A 19,263-nucleotide genomic window follows, 5' to 3' on the forward strand; every position below is an offset into this window, starting at 1 on the left:
CAAAAATGCGGGGTTCGCCCCGAAAAAGGAACGTCTTCTATGGAAACCCTTCTTGCCTTTCTATTTGTTCTTTCGGTTTTGGTGTTTGTCCATGAATACGGGCATTACTGGGTCGCGATCCGGAATGGCGTGAAGGTTGAAGCGTTTTCAATCGGATTCGGGCCAGAGCTTTTTGGCTGGTACGATAAAAAGGGTACGCGCTGGAAAGTCAGCCTGCTGCCGCTTGGCGGGTACGTCAAAATGTTTGGCGACATGAACCCGGCAAGTGCCGGGCAGCGCGACGACCTTGACGACGAAGAACGCAAACATGCGTTTCATCACAAGGGACTGGCAGCGCGCGCAGCGATAGTTTTTGCCGGTCCGCTGGCCAATTTTCTGTTCGCCATCATTGTTTTTACCGTTCTTTTTGCCGCAGTCGGCCAGCAGCGCGCCCTGCCGGTGGTGGGTGAGGTTGTTGACGGCAGCCCGGCGGCGATTGCGGAATTGCAATCCCAGGACCGGATCAGCGCGATCAACGGGCAGCCTATTGACTGGTTCAGCGAACTTTCGGATGTGATCCGGGCCAATGCCGGTACGCCGGTTTCGCTTTCGGTTCTGCGTGACGGGCAGGAAATCGAGGTTCAGGTAACACCCGAGGCCGTGACATCGGGCGAAGGTGACGATGTTGAGAGTTTCGGCCGCCTTGGTGTGACCGCCGGTGCCTTTGAGACCCAGCGCGACGGGATTATCGATGCGACCGGCAAGGCGTTTTCATCGACATGGAACCTGATCGCGCAGACCATGTCGGCATTGGGTGAAATGATTTCGGGCGAACGTGACAGTTCCGAGCTTGGCGGCCCGATCCGTATCGCACAGATGTCGGGCGAGGTTGCCGAGGGTGGCATTGGCCCGCTTCTGTTCTTTATGGCGTATCTTTCGATCAGCCTTGGGTTGATTAACCTGATGCCTGTTCCGGTTCTTGATGGTGGTCATCTGGTGTTTTATGCCATCGAGGCGGTTCGCGGTAAGCCCTTGGGCGCAAAAGCACAAGAATATGGTTTCCGTCTCGGGGCAGGTTTGGTATTCAGCTTAATCATCTTTGCAACTTGGAACGACCTGACGCAATTGGGCGTCTGGAATTTCTTCAAAGGCCTGGCAGGCTGATGATATACGGCATCAGGGGGTTGAATTTGCTGCGTAATGTGAAAGCGGCTGCTTTGGCGGCAGTCTTGCTTGGTGGAACCGCGCCAACCATAATTCCGATGGTGGCCTATGCCCAGGGAAGCAGCGTTATCCGCGAAATCCGGGTGGACGGCAACAACCGTATCGAAGCCGCGACGGTTAACGCGTATCTGTCGGTAAAAGAAGGCGATCCCTATGATCCGCAAAGAATCAACGAATCGCTGAAGTCGTTGTTTTCGACCGGACTTTTTGCCGATGTTTCCATCGGTTTCGAGCAGGGTGTGCTGAAGGTCAATGTCGTTGAAAACCCGATCATCAACCGGATCGCCTTTGAAGGTAACGAGCGACTGAAGGATGATGCGTTGGGGGCGGAGCTTCAGCTGCGTCCGCGCGTTGTTTACACCCGCACCAAGGTGCAGGCTGATGTTCAGCGTATTCTTGATCTGTATCGCCGTTCCGGCCGGTTTGCCGCGACGGTCGAGCCCAAAGTCATCCAGCTTGAACAGAACCGTGTCGATCTTGTCTTTGAAATCGACGAGGGCGAGGCGACCGGTGTTCGCAAGATCAACTTTGTCGGCAACAAGGCGTTTGATGATGGCGAATTGTCCGAAGTTGTCCGGACAACCGAGAGTGCCTGGTGGAAAATCCTGACGGCGGATGACAATTACGATCCGGATCGCGTCACGTTTGACCGTGAATTGCTGCGCCGTTTCTATCTTTCAGCCGGTTATGCCGATTTCCAGGTTCTGTCGTCGGTTGCCGAACTGACCCCGGATCGTTCGGACTTCTTCATCACCTATACCGTCAGTGAAGGCCAGCGTTACCGGTTTGGCGATATCAATGTCGTATCGCAGATCGACAAGATCGATCCGGCGACATTGATGCCGCTGATCGAGATTGAAAAAGGCGACTGGTATAATGCCGACCTTGTCGATGACGCCATTGATGCGCTAACCACCAGCATCGGTGACCAGGGTTATGCGTTTATCGATATTCGCCCGAATGTCGAACGCGATCGCGAGACCGGTGTCATCAACATCACCTTTACGATTGCCGAAGGGCCGAAGGTTTATGTCGAGCGCATCGATGTGGTCGGCAACGTCCGTACCCTTGATGAGGTTGTACGTCGCGAATTCCGCCTTGTCGAAGGCGACGCATTCAGCAGTTCGAAACTGAAACGTTCGCGCCAGCGTGTTGAAAACCTGAACTTCTTCAAGACGGTTGATGTGAAAACGCTTCCGGGCAGTGCACCGGATCAGACGGTTCTTGAGGTCGATGTTGAAGAAAAGTCGACCGGCGAATTTTCCATCGGTGCCGGTTACGGTACGGATGACGGTGCGTTTGGTCAGGCCGGTATCCGTGAACGCAACCTGCTGGGTAAAGGGCAGGACTTGCGTCTTGGCTTTACGCTTGGCTCCTCGAGCCAGCAGATCGATCTGTCCTTTACCGAGCCTTACTTCCTTGATCGCGATGTGAGTGCCGGTTTCGACATCTATCGCCGTGAAGAAGACAACCAGGACGAAAGTTCTTATGACGAGAAGCAAACCGGTATCGGTCTGCGTTCCGGTTTCCGCTATTCCGAAGCATTGTCCCAGTCGGTGCGTTACGGGTTCGAAGTTAACGAATATTCGGACATTGATAGCGATGCATCGCGACTGCTGCGTGAAGAAGATCCGGAATTTTCCGAGTCAACGATTGGCCAGACGCTGACATACGATCAGCGTGACAGCACGATTTCGCCGAAGGAAGGCTACTTCATGCAGCTTTCCAACGATTTCGCCGGTCTTGGTGGATCGGAAACCTATCTTCGTACGCGTGTGAATGGCGGGTATTACTATCCGCTGGATCGTGAAAAAGAATGGGTGCTGTCGACCAAGGGATCTACCGGTTATATCTTTGGTATTGGCGACGACACGCGCATTTCGCAGCGCTTCTTTACTGGTGGTTCGAACCTTCGCGGTTTTGAATCTGCCGGTGTTGGCCCGCGCGATATTGCAACAACCGATGCGGTCGGTGGCAAATTCTTCTATACTGGTACGGTGCAGATGGACTTCCCGTTAGGATTGCCATCCGAATTTGCCCTGACTGGTCGTGTGTTCAGTGATTTCGGTTCTTCTGAAGGGGTTGATGGGGCAAGGCCCGGCGAGATTTATGACGAGGGGTCGCTTAGGGCGTCTGTTGGTATTGGGGTAGGCTGGGAATCGCCGTTTGGCCCGATTGGTGTTGACCTTTCGCAGGCTGTTCTCAAAGAAGATTACGACAAAGAGGAAGTGTTCCGATTGAACTTCGGGACCAGATTCTGATGAAAATGATGAAATCTATCCAGACTGCCATTGCCGCAATTGCCATGACATTTGCGGTCGGTGCCATGACTGTCGCCTCGGCCCAGGAAAATACCGGGGCGGAGGACACGACTGCTGTTGTGATGATCGTCGATTTTGAAGGCATCATGCGTGAAGCATCTGCCATGCAGGACATGACCAAGCAGATCAAAACGCGTCAGGAAGCTTATCAGCAGGAAATCGAAAAGCGTCAGCAGGCCCTGCGCAAGGAAGAACAGGAAATCGCCCAACAGAGAACCCTTCTGTCTGCCGATGTCATTCAGCAGAAACAGAAAGAATTTCAGCAGAAAGTGGCTGATTTTCAGAAGTTTGCCCAGGGACGCAACCGCATCCTTGACGAGGCGCTTAATTCATCGCGGGTGAAGTTCCAGAAAACGCTGATCGAAGTGATTGCCGATGTTGCCGAGCAGCGCAAGGCAACACTAGTTTTGCATAAAAGCCAGGTCATTCTGCATGCCAATGCCATGGATGCTTCCAAGGAGGTGTTTGACCGCGTGAACAAGGCAATGCCGACCCTTAGCGTCGAGTTCAAGGAAGCGTCCTGATGGCGGATCCCCGGTTTTTTAAACGCAAGGGACCTTTCAGCGTTCAGGAAATTGCCGATCTGACCGGTGCGGAACTGGTGAATGCACCAGATCCGTCGCGCCGTTTTGGCGATGTATCGCCGCTTCAGAATGCCGATGCGTCGATCCTGAGCTTTTTCGACAATCGCAAATATCTTGATGCCTTTGTCAGCAGTTCAGCGGGCGGGTGTTTTGTCCGGCCGGAATTCGTTGATCGTGCGCCAGCTGATATGGTTCTGTTTACGACGAGCGATCCGTACCGGGCATATGCCAAGGCCGCAACGGCCTATTATCCGTTTGACGAGGCGAATGGCGTTGTTTCACCGCATGCTGTTGTTGCCGATACCGCTAGGATTGGCAAAGGTGTCCAGATCGACGCCGGTGCTGTGATCGGCGAGAATTGCGAGATCGGTGATGGCTGTATCATCGCCAGCAATGCGGTGATCGGTGAAGGTGTTGTGATCGGGGCCGGAAGCAGGATCGGTGCGGGGGCGACGATCAGCCATTGTCTGATCGGCAATCTGTGCCTGATTTATCCGGGTGTTCGCATTGGACAGGACGGTTTCGGCTTTGCCATGGGGCCGCAGGGACATCTTAAAGTGCCGCAACTGGGCCGTGTCGTGATTGGCAATGATGTCGAGATCGGGGCCAATTCGACAATCGACCGGGGGGCCGGGCCAGACACGGTGATTGGCAATGGTTGCCGTATCGACAACCTTGTCCAGATCGGCCATAACGTCGAACTTGGCATGGGATGTGTCATCGTGTCCCAGGTCGGGATTTCGGGATCGACCAAGCTTGGCAACTTTGTTGTTGCCGCGGGTCAGGCCGGGATTACAGGCCATCTTGAGATTGGTGACGGCGCAAAGATTGCAGCGCAGTCTGGTGTCATGAAAAATATCGGCGCGGGCGAGACCGTTGGCGGAAGCCCCGCTGTGCCGGTAATGGAATATCATAAACAAACCGTGGCCCTGTCACGGTTAATACGGAAAAAGAAATAAGGGCAATACCTATGACCGAACTGGTAAGTGTTGATATTCAGCGCATTCTGGAAATGATTCCGCATCGTTATCCATTCCTGCTTATTGACAAGGTTGTTGATATTGCCGTCGACGATTCAGCCGTTGGCATCAAGAATGTAACGATGAACGAGCCGCAATTTACCGGCCATTTCCCGGAACAGCCGATCATGCCCGGTGTTTTGATCATCGAAAGCATGGCACAGACGGCGGCCATCCTTGTTGTCCAGACCCTTGGCGAGGATGCCGAAGGCAAACTGGTTTATTTCATGAGCATCGACAATGCACGGTTCCGCAAGCCGGTTGTGCCGGGTGACGTCATGCATATTCATGTGAAGAAAAAACAGAGCCGTGGTCCGGTCTGGAAATTCGAAAGTGAAGTTCGCGTCAACGATCAGGTCGTTGCAGAAGCTACCATCGCCGCGATGATCCGGGGCAACTGATAATGTCAAAAGTGCATCCAACCGCCATTGTCGAAGACGGCGCCCAGATTGGCCAGGATGTAGAAATCGGGCCATACTGTGTTGTCGGTCCGCAGGCGGTTCTGGGTGATCGCGTCAAGCTGCATAGCCATGTCGTGATCGCCGGAATTACGTCAATCGGCGAAGACAGTATGGTCTTTCCGTTTGCGTCGGTTGGTCATGCGCCGCAGGATTTGAAATTCAAAAACGAACCGTCGCGTTTGATCATCGGCAAACGCAACAAGATCCGTGAAGGGGCGACCCTTAATCCCGGCACCGAAGGCGGCGGGATGGAAACGACGATTGGCGATGATTGCCTGTTTATGGCGGGCGCGCATGTCGGCCATGATTGCCATATCGGCAATCATTGCATTCTGGTCAATAACGGGACGCTTGCTGGCCATGTTGTGGTCGAGGATTTTGCGATTGTCGGCGGCCTTTCGGCAGTGCACCAGTTTGTCCGTATTGGCAGACATGCCATGATTGGCGGCATGACCGGGGTTGAAAGCGACATCATTCCTTATGGTTCCGTGATCGGCAACCGTGCCTATCTTTCGGGGCTTAACCTTGTCGGGTTGAAGCGCCGCGGGTTTGATCGCGAAACCATCCATGCACTTCGCAAGGCGTATCGTCTTTTGTTCGCACAGGAAGGCACGCTTGCCGAGCGGGTCGAAGAAGTCGCCAAGGATTTCGAGAATGTCGGCCCGGTCATGGAAATCATCAGCTTCCTGAAAGCGGAAAGCATGCGTTCCGTATGTACGCCGAAATATGACAGCTCCGCAGGATAACCCCGCAGCAAAGCTTGGTATCATTGCAGGTGGTGGTGCGCTTCCCGCCCGTTTGGCTGCTGCCGCGACAGCAGCCGGGCGGGATGTTTTTATCGTGAAGCTTGATGCCCATGCCGATGATCCTGCACTTGACGACTATCCCCATACGTCGCTTCGCATCGGGGCAGCGGCCAAAATCCTAGATCGTCTGAAATCCGAAGAATGCCGTGATGTCGTGCTTGCCGGAAAGGTGGCGCGCCCGTCATTTGCATCGATCCGGCCCGATTGGCGGGCAGCGAAATTGCTGATGAAAGTCGGCATGAAGTCTCTTGGTGATGACGGGTTGCTGCGTCTGGTTGCCGGGGAACTTGAACGGGACGGGTTCCGTCTGGTCGGCGCGCACGAGATTTTGGGTGATCTGGCCGTCGAGGACGGCATTCTTGGCAAGGTGAAGCCCGATGATCAGGCCGTTTCGGATGCGCAGCACGGCTTGAATGTCGCCCGGATTCTGGGGGCGGCTGATGTCGGGCAGGGCTGTGTGGTGCAACAGGGGCTTGTTCTGGCACTTGAAGCCATCGAAGGCACGGATGAAATGATCCGCCGGTCTGCCGATTACCGTCGCGAGGGTGTTGGCGGCGTTCTGGTGAAGTCTGCAAAGCCGCAGCAGGACAGGCGCCTTGACCTGCCAGCGATTGGTGTTTCGACCGTGGAAAACGCGCACAATGCCGGATTACGCGGCATTGCGTTGCTTGCCGGTGGTACGATGATTATTGACCGCGAAAAAACCGTGAAACGTGCCGACGAACTTGGATTATTCATTATCGGGCTTTCAGTGCAGGAACCGGCACAGAATGACTAGGTCGGAAATCCTACAGAGCCCGAAAATCATGCTGGTTGCGGGCGAGGCATCCGGGGATCAGCTTGGTGGCAGGTTGATGGCTGCGATCAGGGTGCGCCTTCCCGAAACCCGTTTCATTGGTGTAGGCGGACCGCGCATGACGGGCGAGGGGCTGGATAGCCTGTTTCCGATGGACGAGATGTCGGTCATGGGCCTTGCCGAGGTCCTGCCACATATCCCGCATTTGCTGAAACGTATCCGTCAGACGGCGGAATATGCCCTTGAGCAGCAGCCTGATGTGGTCATCACCATTGATGCCCCGGATTTCAGTTTTCGCGTTGGCAAGAAGCTGAAAGGCAGAGGTATTCCTCTGGTGCATTATGTTGCGCCATCGGTCTGGGCATGGCGACCGGGACGGGCGAAGAAAATTGCGGGTTTCCTTGATCACCTGTTGGCGTTGCTGCCGTTTGAACCACCCTATTTCGAGCGGGTCGGGCTCCCGACCACCTTTATCGGCCATTCCGCGGTCGAGGAACGCCATGGCGGTGATGCCGGGCGGTTTCGTGAACGGCACGGCATTGCGTCTGATCGCAAGATACTGACGGTTCTTCCGGGCAGTCGCAATTCGGAAGTCACCCGCCTGTTGCCGGTTTTCCGTGAAGTATGCGAACGGCTGGCCTTGGATTTCCCTGATGCCCGTATCGTTGTGCCAACGGTGAGCAAGGTCGCGCAGGTTGTGAGTGATGCCGTTTCTGACTGGCCGTTGCAGCCGATTTTTGTTACCGGGGATCAGGACAGGCGCGATGCGTTTGCCGCGTCCCATGCGGCGCTGGCGGCATCAGGGACGGTGTCGCTTGAACTGGCGATCACCGGTGTGCCGCATGTGATCGGCTATAAGTTAAGTCCGATTACGGCATGGATTGCGCGGCGACTGTTGCGGATTGATACAGTGACCATCGTCAATCTGGTGCTGGGAAGGAAGCTTGTACCGGAATTCCTGCAACAGGATTGCAGGCCGGACCGGATTATCCCGATTCTGAAATCGCTGATGGCAGACGGCGAAGGCAGGACCACGCAACTGGACGGGTTTGATGTGGCTACAACCATGCTTGGCTTTGGTGATCGTCCGCCAAGCGAGAAGGCCGCGGATGTCATCATTGAAATCATAGAGAAAAATTCATCGGCCAAGGCTGGCATTGGCGGGCAATAACGCATAGTTTGGCTTCATTGACCCAATGAATGACGGAGCCATTTCCAATGCGTTATTTGCACACCATGGTGCGTGTCGAGGATGTTGATGCATCCATGCGTTTCTATTGCGATCTGCTTGGCATGAAGGAAACCCGGCGCATTGAAAGCGAGAAGGGGCGTTTCACCCTGATTTATCTTGCGCCGCCTGCCGACGAAGCCAGTGCGAAGGCCAACAAGGCCCCGGAACTTGAACTGACCTATAACTGGGACCCGGAAAGCTATTCCGGCGGGCGCAATTTCGGCCATCTTGCCTATGAGGTCGATGACATTTATGCGCTTTGCCAGAAGCTGATGGATGCCGGTGTCACCATCAACCGCCCGCCGCGCGATGGTCATATGGCGTTTGTCCGTTCTCCGGACGGTATTTCGATCGAATTCCTGCAAAAGGGCGAAAGCCTTGCCCCGGCGGAGCCGTGGGCCAGCATGGAAAATACCGGTTCCTGGTAATGCCGTAACCGGTTGATCAAAAAGCAAAAAGGCCCGGAAAACTCCGGGCCTTTTCTATGTCGGTATTGGCGCAGATTAGCGCTTGTTGACCGGAACGAACGGACGTTCGGAAACACCGGTGAACAGCTGGCGCGGACGGCCGATTTTCTGCGACGGATCTTCGATCATTTCTTTCCACTGGGCAATCCAGCCGACGGTACGGGCAACGGCGAACAGCACGGTGAACATGCTGACCGGAATACCCATCGCCTTGAAGATGATGCCCGAATAGAAATCGACGTTCGGATAGAGTTTCTTCTCGATGAAGTACTCGTCTTCACGTGCGATGCGTTCGAGTTCCTGTGCAACGTCAAGCAGCGGGTCCTGTACGTTGAGTTCCTTGAGAACTTCGTGGCAGGTTTCCTGCATGACCTTGGCGCGCGGATCGTAGTTTTTGTAAACGCGGTGACCAAAGCCCATCAGACGGAACGGATCGTTCTTGTCTTTTGCCTTGTTGACGAATTCCGGAATGTTTTTCACATCGCCGATTTCGTTCAGCATTTTAAGAACGGCTTCGTTCGCACCGCCATGTGCCGGACCCCAGAGGGATGCAATACCGGCAGCGATACATGCAAACGGATTTGCACCCGAAGAACCGGCCAGACGAACGGTCGAGGTCGATGCGTTCTGTTCGTGGTCGGCATGAAGGATCAGGATACGATCCATTGCGCGTGCAAGGACCGGATTGACTTCATATTCTTCGCACGGATTGCCGAACATCATCTGCAGGAAGTTTTCTGCATAGCCGAGTTTGTTGTTCGGGTAACGGAACGGCTGACCGATCGAGTATTTGTACGCCATCGCAGCGATGGTCGGCATTTTCGCGATCAGGCGATAGGCCGAGATCAGACGCTGGTTCGGATCGTTGATGTCGGTGCTGTCATGATAGAAAGCAGACATCGCGCCAACCACACCGCACATGATGGCCATCGGGTGGGCGTCGCGGCGGAAACCGTTATAGAAGTTGCGCATCTGTTCATGCACCATGGTGTGCATGGTGATGTCATTTTCAAATTGCGCCTTGTCTTTTGCGTTCGGCAGATCGCCGTAAATCAGCAAATAGCAAACTTCGAGGAAATCGGATTGTTCGGCAAGTTCGTCAATGGCATAGCCGCGGTGACGCAGAATGCCGACGTCGCCGTCAATATAGGTCAGCTCGGACTGGCAGGAGCCGGTCGAGGTGAAACCCGGGTCATAGGTGAAATATCCGGTATCGGCGTAGAGTTTCCGAATGTCGATTACAGACGGACCAACGCTACCCTCGATCACCGGCAATTCGATCGACTTGCCAGTGGCATTGTCGGTCAGTGTCACGGTGTGGGAAGTCTTGGAATTCTGAGCCATGACTATTTTTCCTTCCCTGTTTGAACGAACACGGTTTTCAAGTTGTGTGCAGCATAGTGCTGCGGCGCACAAAGCGCAAATTCAGTGTTTAAGTTTTTTATTCTACGCCGTTATTTAGCATCGAATTTGCGGATGCGTTTCAGCGTTTGGGATTTGCCAAGCACAATCATTACTTCGAAGATGCCAGGCGATGAGTTGGAACCGGTGAGCACGGCCCGCAAGGGCTGCGCGACTTTGCCGAGCTTCTGATCGAGTTTTTCGGCAATGTTGCGAACGCTTGCGTCAACGTTCTCTTCGGTCCAGTTTTCAAGCGCGTCGAGTTCCTTTGCCAGTTCGGCAAACAGGCCTTCGGGGGCGCTATCAATCAGGGACTGAGCTTTCTCGTTAAACGACGTGACGCCGTCTGTAACATAGAAGGCCGAAGAGTCGGCGAGCTCGATGAGTGTCTTGGCTCTTTCTTTAAGCCCTGACATGCCTTTGATCAAGATTTCTTTTTGCGCTGCGTCAATTGCATCGACGCCAATCTGTTTTGCGATCAGCGGTGCAATGTCGTTTGCAAGGCGGGTATCATCTGCCTGACGCAGATAAACGCCATTCAGGTTGGTAAGCTTGGCGAAGTCGAAACGGGCCGCACCCTTGCCAACATCTTTGATGTCAAACCATTCGATGGCCTGATCCTGGGAAATGATTTCCTCGTCACCGTGACCCCAGCCAAGACGCAGCAGGTAGTTGTTTACGGCTTCGGGCAGGAAGCCCATTTCATCGCGATAGGCGTCAACACCGAGCGCACCATGGCGTTTGGACAGCTTGGCGCCATCCGGCCCGTGGATCAGCGGAATATGGGCGAATGTCGGGACATCCCAACCCATGGCGTCATAAAGTGCTTTCTGGCGGAATGCGTTCGTCAGGTGGTCATCACCACGGATCACATGGGTAATACCCATGTCGTGGTCATCCACCACGACCGACAGCATATAGGTCGGTGTGCCATCGCCCCGCAGAATGACGTAATCGTCAAGCTGATCATTGGCAACGCGAACATCACCCTGCACCTGATCGGAAATTACGGCATCGCCTTCCTGTGGTGCCTTGAGGCGCACGACGGGCTTGACGCCAGCCGGGGCTTCGGAGGCATCGCGGTCGCGCCATGTACCGTCATATTTCATCGGGCGGCCTTCGGCACGCGCCTTTTCGCGCATTTCCTGAAGTTCTTCCTGCGAGCAATAGCAATAATAGGCTTTGCCGGCCTTGATCAGTTCATGGGCGACTTCGGCGTGGCGGTCGCGACGGGCGAACTGGAAGGTCGGTTCTTCGTCTGCGGTCAGGCCAAGCCAGTTCAGCCCGTCAAAAATGGCTTCGACGGCTTCGGGGGTTGAACGTTCCCGGTCAGTGTCTTCGATACGCAGCAGGAATTTGCCGCCGGTGTGTTTGGCATAAAGCCAGTTATAAAGGGCGGTGCGTGCGCCGCCGATATGCAGAAACCCGGTCGGAGACGGGGCAAAACGGGTAACAACCGTCATTCACTCTATCCGTTGGCTGGATGTTGTTGCTTGTCGTAATGACTTTTGGCGTGCACGCTATAACACATATGCGGCGGTGTTGCACCACAGCCGATGATAGATAGAAACTGTGTGCCGGGCAGGCTATTGTACATTCGTCGAATAAGTCGCAATGGAATTAATAAAAATCAATATGTTGCGGGATTAATTTCGCAAACTGGATTGTTGTTGGCCGCGCGCAGAAATTCCTGGATCTTGTGTGCGGTTATATTCTTCGGGTTGGGATGCGGGGCGTATTTTTCACTTCCAGCGCGTTTGACGGTCGAGCAAACCGGGCTTGCAGTGATTCTTTTGCTGTCGGGATTGTGGATTTCGCGGCGCTGGATTTTGCCATTCTTCGGCATTTTGCTGATGACCGGCTTTTGCAGCGGGTTGCTGATCGCGTCCATCCATCTTGAAATGGCGCCATCCGGGCTTCTGACCAAGACGCTTTACATGACAGAGATCGAGGGCGACATCACGCTGCTGGAGCCGCGCGGCGGGCGGATGCGCATGACCGTGGCGCCGATCCGGATCGCGGGGCTTGAGGACAGGGCATTTGACTGGAAGGTGCGATTGAGCCTGCCGGGTGGGGACGGGCTTGCAGTCGGGGACCGGATTGTTGCCAAAGCGCGGCTGTTTCCGTTGCGTGCGGCGTCCGTGCCGGGGGATCCGGATTTTTCACGCGGTTTGTATCTGGACGGGATCGGGGCAACCGGTTTTGTTTTTGGCCATCAATACCGTGTGGTGACGGCGGCGGGTGCGGGTTTTCTGCAACCGTTATCGGAACGGATCGAATATTTGCGTCTTGCGATCATGGAGGAAATCGATCGCGTTCTTGCGTGGCCTGAATCTGGCATTGCCAAGGCGCTGATCGTTGGTGAGCGCGGTGATGTCGGCGAAGAGACGGCGGATGATCTGCGTAAATCGGGGCTTGCGCATCTGTTGGCGATTTCCGGTCTGCATATGGGGCTTTTAAGCGGGACGGTGTTCTTTTTCCTGCGGTTTGGCCTGGCGGCAATTCCCGCCATTGCATTGCGGTTTCCGATCAAGAAATGGGCGGCCATCGGGGCGATGGTGTCCGCCGTGATTTATCTTGGCCTGTCGGGGGCCAGTGTGCCAACACAGCGGGCCTTTATCACCCTGACGATTGTCTGGGCGGCGTTGTTGCTGGACCGGCGTGCGATATCGCTTCGGCTGGTGGCGATTGCGGCGCTTGTTGTTTTGATATTGCGACCTGATGCGGTGCTGGGGCCAAGCTTTCAACTTTCCTTTGCCGCGGTATCGGTGCTGGTGGCATTTTATGATGGGCCGGGCAGGCGATGGTTTGAGGCGTCCGGCGACCGATCGTGGGCCTTCCGGCTTTGGCTGTTTTTTGCCGGGTTGGTGGTGACCGGGTTGCTGGTAACCGCAGTGACCGCCCCGATCATCGGGTTTCATTTCGGGCGGATTTCGATGATCGGGATCGTGTCCAACCTGATTGCCATTCCGGTTATGGCGTTTTGGGTGATGCCTTTGATTGTGGCGACGCTTGTTCTGATGCCGTTCGGGGCCGGGGCATTGCCCTTGTGGTTGATGAAACCCGGTTTGACCCTGCTGATTGAAACGGCCTCTCTTGCTGCCGATCAGGCGTGGGGGCTTTGGCATGTCGAGCAGTTCAGTGCCGTATTTGCCATCGGTATCATGATGGCGATTGCCTGGTGGCTGGTCTGGCGGGGGAACGCGACTGCTCGATTGGCTGTCATTCCGCTATGCGTGGCGATGATGGCGCAAATCCTGTATCGCCCGCCGGATATTCTGGTTTCTGGGGATCAGGAAAGCTGGGCCATCCGGGACCGGGAGCAAAACAGGCTTATCCTGCCCGAAGGCATATCGGATTTTCAGCAATCGGTCTGGATGGCGCGGTTTGGCATTGCTGATCATGATGCCGATCAGATTATCGACAAATGCGATGCCGCGGTTTGTTCTGCGAGTGTCGGGGGACAGCGGGTGATTGTTGCCAATGATTTTGCCAATCCGTTCTATGCGTGCCGCCATGCCGATATGATCATCAGCCTGAAACGCGATATGCCGCGTGATATCTGCGCGCGTGATGTGACGGTCATTGATGATGACATGCTGTGGTGGCAGGGCGGTGTATCGGTTTCCGTGCGACCGGGGGCTGCTCCTGTGATTGAAACCGTGCGCGCAACGTCCGGCACTTGGCCGTGGATTATTATCGGGGGCAGAGTGATCAAATAAAAACGCCGCCAGAGGGGGCTGACGGCGTTTTCGGTATCTCGGTATTTTTCTGCTGATCAGTATTGGCGCAGCAGACCTATCAGGCGTCCCTGAATGCGGACACGGTCCGGCGACAGGGCACGCGTTTCATAACGCGCATTGGCCGGTTCAAGCAGAACTTCGCCGCGACCGCGTTTCAGACGTTTCAGGGTGGCTTCGGCGTCGTCAACCAGTGCGACAACAATGGTGCCGTCATTGGCCTGCTCACACCGCTGGATCAGAACGGTGTCGCCATCAAGAATGCCGGCATCAATCATCGAATCACCGGAAACCTCAAGCGCATAGTGGTCGCCGGTTCCCAAAAGGGCGGCAGGAACCTGCACCATTGTGGTCTGATCGCGAAGGGCTTCGATTGGGGTACCGGCCGCGATCCGGCCAAACAGCGGCAGGGAGACGGATTCACCAGAGTCCGAGAAGGCTGATGGCACGGTTGCCGGCCGGTGGGCGGCCTTTCGTGCGGTTGCGATGGATGTCACATTGGCGGGTGTTTCAGCCGCGTCATCATCGTTATTATCGGGAAGACGCAGGACTTCGAGCGCACGGGCCCGATGGGCGAGGCGGCGGATAAAGCCGCGTTCCTCAAGCCCGGTAATCAGGCGATGAATGCCGGATTTGGATTTCAGGTTCAGGGCTTCTTTCATCTCGTCAAAGGAGGGCGAGATGCCATGATCGCGAAGGTAATTATCGATATAGACCAGCAATTCGTATTGCTTGCGCGTCAGCATGATTTTTCCCGAACCAGTAATAAGAACAAACCGAATACATAAATGTTCTACTTTGGTTCTTTCCATTCGTCAAGCACCACAACCCGAAAAATCGCTGTTTAAGGGCATTCTTTCGGTCAAGAAACGAAATTCCGGTACTTTCGGGGGTTAGTCGGCGGTGAAAAGACCCGATTTTCCGCCTTCCTTATGGACGACGCGGATATCGGTAATCCGCATGGCCTTGTCGACGGCCTTGCACATGTCAAATATGGTCAGTGCGGTAATGGAAACGGCGGTCAGGGCTTCCATTTCGACGCCGGTTTTGCCTGTGGTCTTGCAGGTCGCGACGATATCAACCGCATCGGTATCGGTTGCCAGTTCCAAGGTGACTTCGACCGAGGTCAGGGGCAGGGGATGGCATAGCGGTATCAGGTCGGGGGTTTTCTTGGCCCCCATGATCCCGGCAAGCTGGGCGATGCCAAGAACGTCGCCCTTTTTATGGCCGCGTTCGGCAATCAGCCGGGCCGTTTCCGCCGACATCAGGACACGGCCCTTTGCGATGGCGATGCGCGTGGTATCGGTCTTGGCCGAAATATCGACCATGACGGCATTACCAGCGGCGTCGATATGCGAAAGTTTGTCTGCCATGCCTGTATCTTGTTCCGGTATCAGGCCGCGAGGCCAAGGATATTACGGGTGGCGGCGGTGACGTCGTCCTGACGCATCAGGCTTTCGCCGATCAGGAAGCATTGCGCGCCGACCTTTGCCATGCGGGCGAGGTCATCGTGCGTGAACAGGCCGCTTTCGGCGACCAGCATCCGGCTGTCATAGACCATACCAGCGAGTTCTTCGGTCGTGGTCAGGGAGACTTCCAGCGTTTTCAGGTTGCGGTTGTTAACGCCAAGCAGCTTTGATTTCAGTTTCAGGGCACGTTCGAGTTCCGGTGCGTTGTGGACTTCTATCAGGACATCCATGCCAAGGCTGTGTGCGGCGTCTTCAAGCTCGGCCGCTTGGGCATCCTCGAGGGCGGCCATGATCAGAAGGATGCAATCGGCACCAAGGGCACGGGCTTCGGTCACCTGATAGGGATCAAGCATGAAATCCTTGCGCAATACCGGCAGGTCAACCGCGGCACGTGCCGCGATCAGATAGCTGTCATCGCCCTGGAAATAGGGTATGTCGGTCAGAACCGACAGGCAGCTTGCACCGCCAGCCTTATAGGCCTGTGCCAGAACGGGCGGATTGAAATCCGGGCGGATCAGGCCTTTGGACGGGGAGGCCTTTTTAATTTCGGCAATCAGGCCGTAACGACCGTCTGCAACCGATGTTTCAAGCGCCTTGATGAAGCCGCGTGGGGCGGATTGCGATTTGGCGGTTGCTTCGAGGTCGGCAAGCGATTTGCGCGCCTTGCAGGCAGCAATATGATCGCGTTTGTCGTTACAGATGCGTTCAAGTACGTCGCTCACGCTGCGGTCCCCTGATTGGAAATGCGGACAAGTGCCTGCAGGGTTTCTGCGGCTTTGCCGGAATCGATAGCAACCCGTGCCTTTGCGATGCCATCGGCAAGATCAGTTGCGATGTCGGTAACGACAAGTGCGGCCGCGGCATTCAGCAGAACGATATCGCGATAGGCACTTTTTTTACCGGCAAGAAGATCAAGAATGGCCTGCGCATTTGTCTGGGCATCGCCCCCTTTAAGCGCATCAAGGGTCACGATTTCAAGACCGTAATCTTCGGGATTGATTTCGAAGGTCGTGACCTTGCCGTTTTTGACTTCGGCGACAAAAGTCGGACCGGTTGTCGAAATTTCGTCAAGGCCGCTATGACCATAGACAACCCACGCATGTTCCGAACCCAGGCGGTTCAACACATTGGCAATCGGTTCAACCCATTCACGGGCGAAAACGCCCATAACCTGGCGTTTGGTTTTGGCCGGGTTGGCCAGCGGTCCCAGAAGGTTAAAGATCGTGCGCGTGCCCATTTCAACGCGGGTCGGCATCACGTGACGCACCGCCGAGTGATGGCGCGTTGCCATCATGAAGCACAGATTGATTTCCTTTAGCGCCTTTTCGAGAAGCGCCATATCGGCATCAAGATTGACGCCAAGCGCCAGCAGGACATCGGCCGATCCCGATTTTGACGATGCCGCGCGGTTGCCGTGCTTGGCAACGATGGCACCGCAGGCCGCCGCAACAATCGCTGCCCCGGTCGAGATATTGAAGGTGCCGCTACCATCGCCGCCAGTACCGCAGGTATCCACCGCATTGGGCGGGGCGATAATACCGGTCGCCTTGGAACGCATGACGCGCGCCGCCCCGGTGATTTCATCGACCGTTTCCCCGCGCAGCCGCAGTGCCATAAGGAAAGCCCCCATCTGAGACGGCGTTGCCTGACCGGACATCAGAACGTCGAAGGCCTGTTCGGCCTGTTCCTCGTTCAGTTTTTCGCCATTTGCGACTTTGGCCAGGATCGGCTTCAGGTCATATTCAGTCGACATACGGGTTTCCTCGGTTAGCGGTCCGGTGCGGTTTCATGCGCCGGGGAAGTCTATAAAATTCTTCAAAAGGGCATGGCCGTGTTCGGATGCGATGCTTTCGGGGTGGAACTGGACCCCGTGGATCTGATGCTGTTTGTGACGCAGCCCCATGATCAGACCATCCCTGTTTTCCGCCGTGATTTCAAGGCAATCAGGCAACGTATCGCGATCCACAACCAATGAATGGTAACGTGTGGCTTCAAACGGACTTGGCAGGCTGTTGAAGACGCTTTTGCCATCATGAACCATTGCATCGGTCTTGCCATGCATGCACTCGGGTGCACGCACGACATTGCCGCCAAATGCCTGACCGATCGCCTGATGACCAAGACAGACGCCAAGCATTTTGATCTTGCCTGCCGATGCCGTGATCAGGTCAAGACAGATACCCGCACGATCCGGGTCACAAGGGCCGGGCGAGATCACGATGCCTTCGGGCTTTAAAGCCAGCGCGTCTTCGACGGAAATTTCGTCATTGCGGCGTACTTCGACCTCGGGGCCGAGTTCGCGCAGATAGTGCCACAAATTGAATGTGAAGCTGTCGTAATTATCGATGAGGAGATACATCGTGGCGCCGGGCTGTGAATATCAGATCGCGCAGAGAATAAACGGCATTACCGCTACGTCAAGCGATTGCAAAAACCATTTTCCCAGCCTTTGTTCGGGCCTTTGGTTGTGGCTTTAACAGGGTGCTAACCGGATCGGGTATAAAAGCTTCCGAACACAAGCCGACATAATCGGTATATAATCACCATATGGGTAACACGACCCAGCAAACGAGACTGGAGACCAAAGCGTGGCACGCCGGGCACAACCCGTCAAAAAGAAAAAAGCGGCACCGCGAAAAAGAGGCCGTGGCAAGGTTGCACCGAAGAAGAAATCGGGCGGCATTGGCCGTCTGATGCTGGGCGGTGCGATTGTTGCGGGGACCATTTCTGCGTTTATTGCCGCAGGCAGCATGCTTGAGCTTGATCGCGCGTCGCGTGATCTTGGCGAACGCGTGACGAAAGCCGAACCCGAATATACGCCCGAACCGGCCCCCGTGCCGGAAAGCCGCAATTATGATTTCAGCGAGAGCAACGGTAATCGCGACCGGACCGGATATATGGTCGGTGAACGGACACCGGGCGAAAACCCCGCACCGATGACCGAACCGGAAAAGACACCGGAAACGCGATCACCTGATCCTGTAGCGCCGCCGAATACAGGTAACATCGGGGGCGGTGAATATAATGACGGGCCGCCGCCATGGCAGAAATTTGCAGCCCTTAGCCCTGAAACGGGAACCGCACCGGTTATTGCGATTGTAATCGATGATGCTGGTCTTGATCAGCCGCGTACTGCACGCACGACCGAATTGCCAGGGCCGGTGACGATTTCCTATTTGCCGTATGCGCGTGACCTTCAGCGTCAGGTGCGGGATGCGCGGGCACGTGGTCATGAAGTCATGCTTCATATGCCGATGGAGCCGTCTTCTGCGTCGGTTGATCCGGGGCCACATGCCTTGCTGGCAAGCTATGACCGGGAAAAGATCCTTCACGAGATGACATGGATGCTTGACCAGTTTGACGGTTATGTTGGGGTGAACAACCATATGGGCAGCAAGTTCACATCCGACCCGGAACGCATGCAGGTGGTGATGGAGGTGATGAAAGCACGCGGGCTTTTGTTCCTGGATTCCAAAACCAGTGCGAAGTCGGTCGGATTTTCGATGGCGCGCCAGTATGATGTTCCGGCGCTTGAACGGGACGTGTTCATTGACGACGCCGATGATGCCACAAAGATCGCTGAAATGCTGGCACGGATCGAAAAGGTTGCTGCCAATCAGGGATTTGCGATTGCGATTGGCCATCCGCGCGACCTGACGCTGGAAGCCCTGCACAAATGGATTCCCGCCATTCAGGCGAAGGGATTTGTTCTGGTGCCGGTGACTGACATCCTGCGGCGAACAAGCCCGAGTGCGACAGGTTGAT

The 19,263-nt window shown here is 55.4% G+C and carries 18 protein-coding genes; 11 read left to right on the forward strand and 7 right to left on the reverse strand.

The window, feature by feature from the left end; translation table 11 throughout:
• Positions 1–39: 39 nt before the first annotated feature.
• The 9 genes from rseP to AUP42_RS02595 are packed head-to-tail and all read left to right on the forward strand — an operon-like array spanning position 40 to position 8,849.
• Complete coding sequence (gene rseP / locus AUP42_RS02555; protein ID WP_062948609.1) at positions 40–1,143, forward strand: RIP metalloprotease RseP; 1,104 nt, start codon at positions 40–42, stop codon at positions 1,141–1,143.
• Between the two features lie 26 nt (positions 1,144–1,169).
• On the forward strand, positions 1,170–3,464 hold the full coding sequence (gene bamA / locus AUP42_RS02560) for an outer membrane protein assembly factor BamA (RefSeq protein WP_231858132.1): 2,295 nt from the start codon (positions 1,170–1,172) through the stop codon (positions 3,462–3,464).
• Positions 3,464–4,048, forward strand: a complete 585-nt coding sequence (locus tag AUP42_RS02565; protein WP_062948613.1) for an OmpH family outer membrane protein — start codon at positions 3,464–3,466, stop codon at positions 4,046–4,048. The genes bamA and AUP42_RS02565 overlap by 1 nt, the downstream gene beginning before the upstream one ends.
• On the forward strand, positions 4,048–5,067 hold the full coding sequence (gene lpxD, locus AUP42_RS02570) for a UDP-3-O-(3-hydroxymyristoyl)glucosamine N-acyltransferase (protein ID WP_062948615.1): 1,020 nt from the start codon (positions 4,048–4,050) through the stop codon (positions 5,065–5,067). Before AUP42_RS02565 ends, lpxD begins: the two co-directional genes overlap by 1 nt.
• A gap of 11 nt (positions 5,068–5,078) precedes the next feature.
• Positions 5,079–5,528, forward strand: a complete 450-nt coding sequence (gene fabZ / locus AUP42_RS02575; protein WP_007089442.1) for a 3-hydroxyacyl-ACP dehydratase FabZ — start codon at positions 5,079–5,081, stop codon at positions 5,526–5,528.
• A gap of 2 nt (positions 5,529–5,530) precedes the next feature.
• The gene (gene lpxA / locus AUP42_RS02580) at positions 5,531–6,334 is read left to right on the forward strand and encodes an acyl-ACP--UDP-N-acetylglucosamine O-acyltransferase (protein ID WP_062948617.1); all 804 of its coding nucleotides are present in this window, start codon (positions 5,531–5,533) and stop codon (positions 6,332–6,334) included.
• Positions 6,315–7,172, forward strand: a complete 858-nt coding sequence (locus tag AUP42_RS02585) for an LpxI family protein (RefSeq protein ID WP_062948619.1) — start codon at positions 6,315–6,317, stop codon at positions 7,170–7,172. Before lpxA ends, AUP42_RS02585 begins: the two co-directional genes overlap by 20 nt.
• A complete protein-coding gene (gene lpxB / locus AUP42_RS02590) occupies positions 7,165–8,361 on the forward strand; it encodes a lipid-A-disaccharide synthase (protein WP_062948621.1) in 1,197 nt (398 codons plus the stop codon). The genes AUP42_RS02585 and lpxB overlap by 8 nt, the downstream gene beginning before the upstream one ends.
• Positions 8,362–8,408: 47 nt before the next feature.
• Positions 8,409–8,849, forward strand: coding sequence for a VOC family protein (locus tag AUP42_RS02595; RefSeq protein ID WP_062948623.1), 441 nt, complete (start codon positions 8,409–8,411; stop codon positions 8,847–8,849).
• Between the two features lie 75 nt (positions 8,850–8,924).
• On the opposite strand, the gene AUP42_RS02600 is transcribed toward AUP42_RS02595, so the two are convergent.
• A complete protein-coding gene (locus tag AUP42_RS02600) occupies positions 8,925–10,232 on the reverse strand; it encodes a citrate synthase (protein WP_062948625.1) in 1,308 nt (435 codons plus the stop codon).
• A 110-nt stretch (positions 10,233–10,342) separates the two neighbouring features.
• Entirely contained in the window at positions 10,343–11,752 is a 1,410-nt protein-coding gene (gltX, locus tag AUP42_RS02605; RefSeq protein ID WP_062948626.1) for a glutamate--tRNA ligase, read from the reverse strand.
• Between the two features lie 258 nt (positions 11,753–12,010).
• On the opposite strand from gltX, the gene AUP42_RS02610 reads away from it, so the two are divergent.
• The gene (locus tag AUP42_RS02610) at positions 12,011–14,011 is read left to right on the forward strand and encodes a ComEC/Rec2 family competence protein (protein WP_231858162.1); all 2,001 of its coding nucleotides are present in this window, start codon (positions 12,011–12,013) and stop codon (positions 14,009–14,011) included.
• Positions 14,012–14,067: 56 nt separating this feature from the next.
• Here the strand turns inward: AUP42_RS02610 and lexA are convergent, their stop codons facing one another.
• From lexA to AUP42_RS02635, 5 genes are all read right to left on the reverse strand, one after another.
• Positions 14,068–14,775 carry a transcriptional repressor LexA gene (lexA, locus tag AUP42_RS02615; RefSeq protein WP_062948630.1) on the reverse strand — a complete coding sequence of 236 codons (708 nt, stop codon included), beginning with the start codon at positions 14,773–14,775 and terminating at the stop codon, positions 14,068–14,070.
• Between the two features lie 147 nt (positions 14,776–14,922).
• On the reverse strand, positions 14,923–15,423 hold the full coding sequence (moaC, locus tag AUP42_RS02620) for a cyclic pyranopterin monophosphate synthase MoaC (protein ID WP_419865692.1): 501 nt from the start codon (positions 15,421–15,423) through the stop codon (positions 14,923–14,925).
• A complete protein-coding gene (gene trpC, locus AUP42_RS02625; RefSeq protein ID WP_062948637.1) occupies positions 15,423–16,220 on the reverse strand; it encodes an indole-3-glycerol phosphate synthase TrpC in 798 nt (265 codons plus the stop codon). The genes moaC and trpC overlap by 1 nt, the downstream gene beginning before the upstream one ends.
• Positions 16,217–17,251 (reverse strand): anthranilate phosphoribosyltransferase, encoded by a 1,035-nt coding sequence (gene trpD / locus AUP42_RS02630; protein ID WP_062948639.1) that lies wholly within the window; start codon positions 17,249–17,251, stop codon positions 16,217–16,219. Before trpD ends, trpC begins: the two co-directional genes overlap by 4 nt.
• Positions 17,252–17,284: 33 nt before the next feature.
• A complete protein-coding gene (locus AUP42_RS02635; RefSeq protein ID WP_062948641.1) occupies positions 17,285–17,857 on the reverse strand; it encodes an anthranilate synthase component II in 573 nt (190 codons plus the stop codon).
• 229 nt (positions 17,858–18,086) lie between these two features.
• Between AUP42_RS02635 and AUP42_RS02640 the strand changes: the two genes are divergently transcribed.
• Entirely contained in the window at positions 18,087–19,262 is a 1,176-nt protein-coding gene (locus AUP42_RS02640; protein WP_062948643.1) for a divergent polysaccharide deacetylase family protein, read from the forward strand.
• Position 19,263: the final 1 nt, after the last annotated feature.

Source organism: Thalassospira lucentensis, assembly GCF_001613805.1.
Lineage (GTDB): Bacteria > Pseudomonadota > Alphaproteobacteria > Rhodospirillales > Thalassospiraceae > Thalassospira > Thalassospira lucentensis_A.

Bases quoted from the DNA above. Each gene is read 5' to 3' on its own strand.
- rseP (WP_062948609.1), top strand. From the start codon at position 40: ATGGAAACCCTTCTTGCCTTTCTATTTGTTCTTTCGGTTTTGGTGTTT.
- AUP42_RS02565 (WP_062948613.1), top strand. From the start codon at position 3,464: ATGAAAATGATGAAATCTATCCAGACTGCCATTGCCGCAATTGCCATG.
- lpxD (WP_062948615.1), top strand. From the start codon at position 4,048: ATGGCGGATCCCCGGTTTTTTAAACGCAAGGGACCTTTCAGCGTTCAG.
- fabZ (WP_007089442.1), top strand. From the start codon at position 5,079: ATGACCGAACTGGTAAGTGTTGATATTCAGCGCATTCTGGAAATGATT.
- lpxA (WP_062948617.1), top strand. From the start codon at position 5,531: ATGTCAAAAGTGCATCCAACCGCCATTGTCGAAGACGGCGCCCAGATT.
- AUP42_RS02585 (WP_062948619.1), top strand. From the start codon at position 6,315: ATGACAGCTCCGCAGGATAACCCCGCAGCAAAGCTTGGTATCATTGCA.
- lpxB (WP_062948621.1), top strand. From the start codon at position 7,165: ATGACTAGGTCGGAAATCCTACAGAGCCCGAAAATCATGCTGGTTGCG.
- AUP42_RS02595 (WP_062948623.1), top strand. From the start codon at position 8,409: ATGCGTTATTTGCACACCATGGTGCGTGTCGAGGATGTTGATGCATCC.
- AUP42_RS02600 (WP_062948625.1), bottom strand. From the start codon at position 10,232: ATGGCTCAGAATTCCAAGACTTCCCACACCGTGACACTGACCGACAAT.
- gltX (WP_062948626.1), bottom strand. From the start codon at position 11,752: ATGACGGTTGTTACCCGTTTTGCCCCGTCTCCGACCGGGTTTCTGCAT.
- lexA (WP_062948630.1), bottom strand. From the start codon at position 14,775: ATGCTGACGCGCAAGCAATACGAATTGCTGGTCTATATCGATAATTAC.
- trpD (WP_062948639.1), bottom strand. From the start codon at position 17,251: ATGTCGACTGAATATGACCTGAAGCCGATCCTGGCCAAAGTCGCAAAT.
- AUP42_RS02635 (WP_062948641.1), bottom strand. From the start codon at position 17,857: ATGTATCTCCTCATCGATAATTACGACAGCTTCACATTCAATTTGTGG.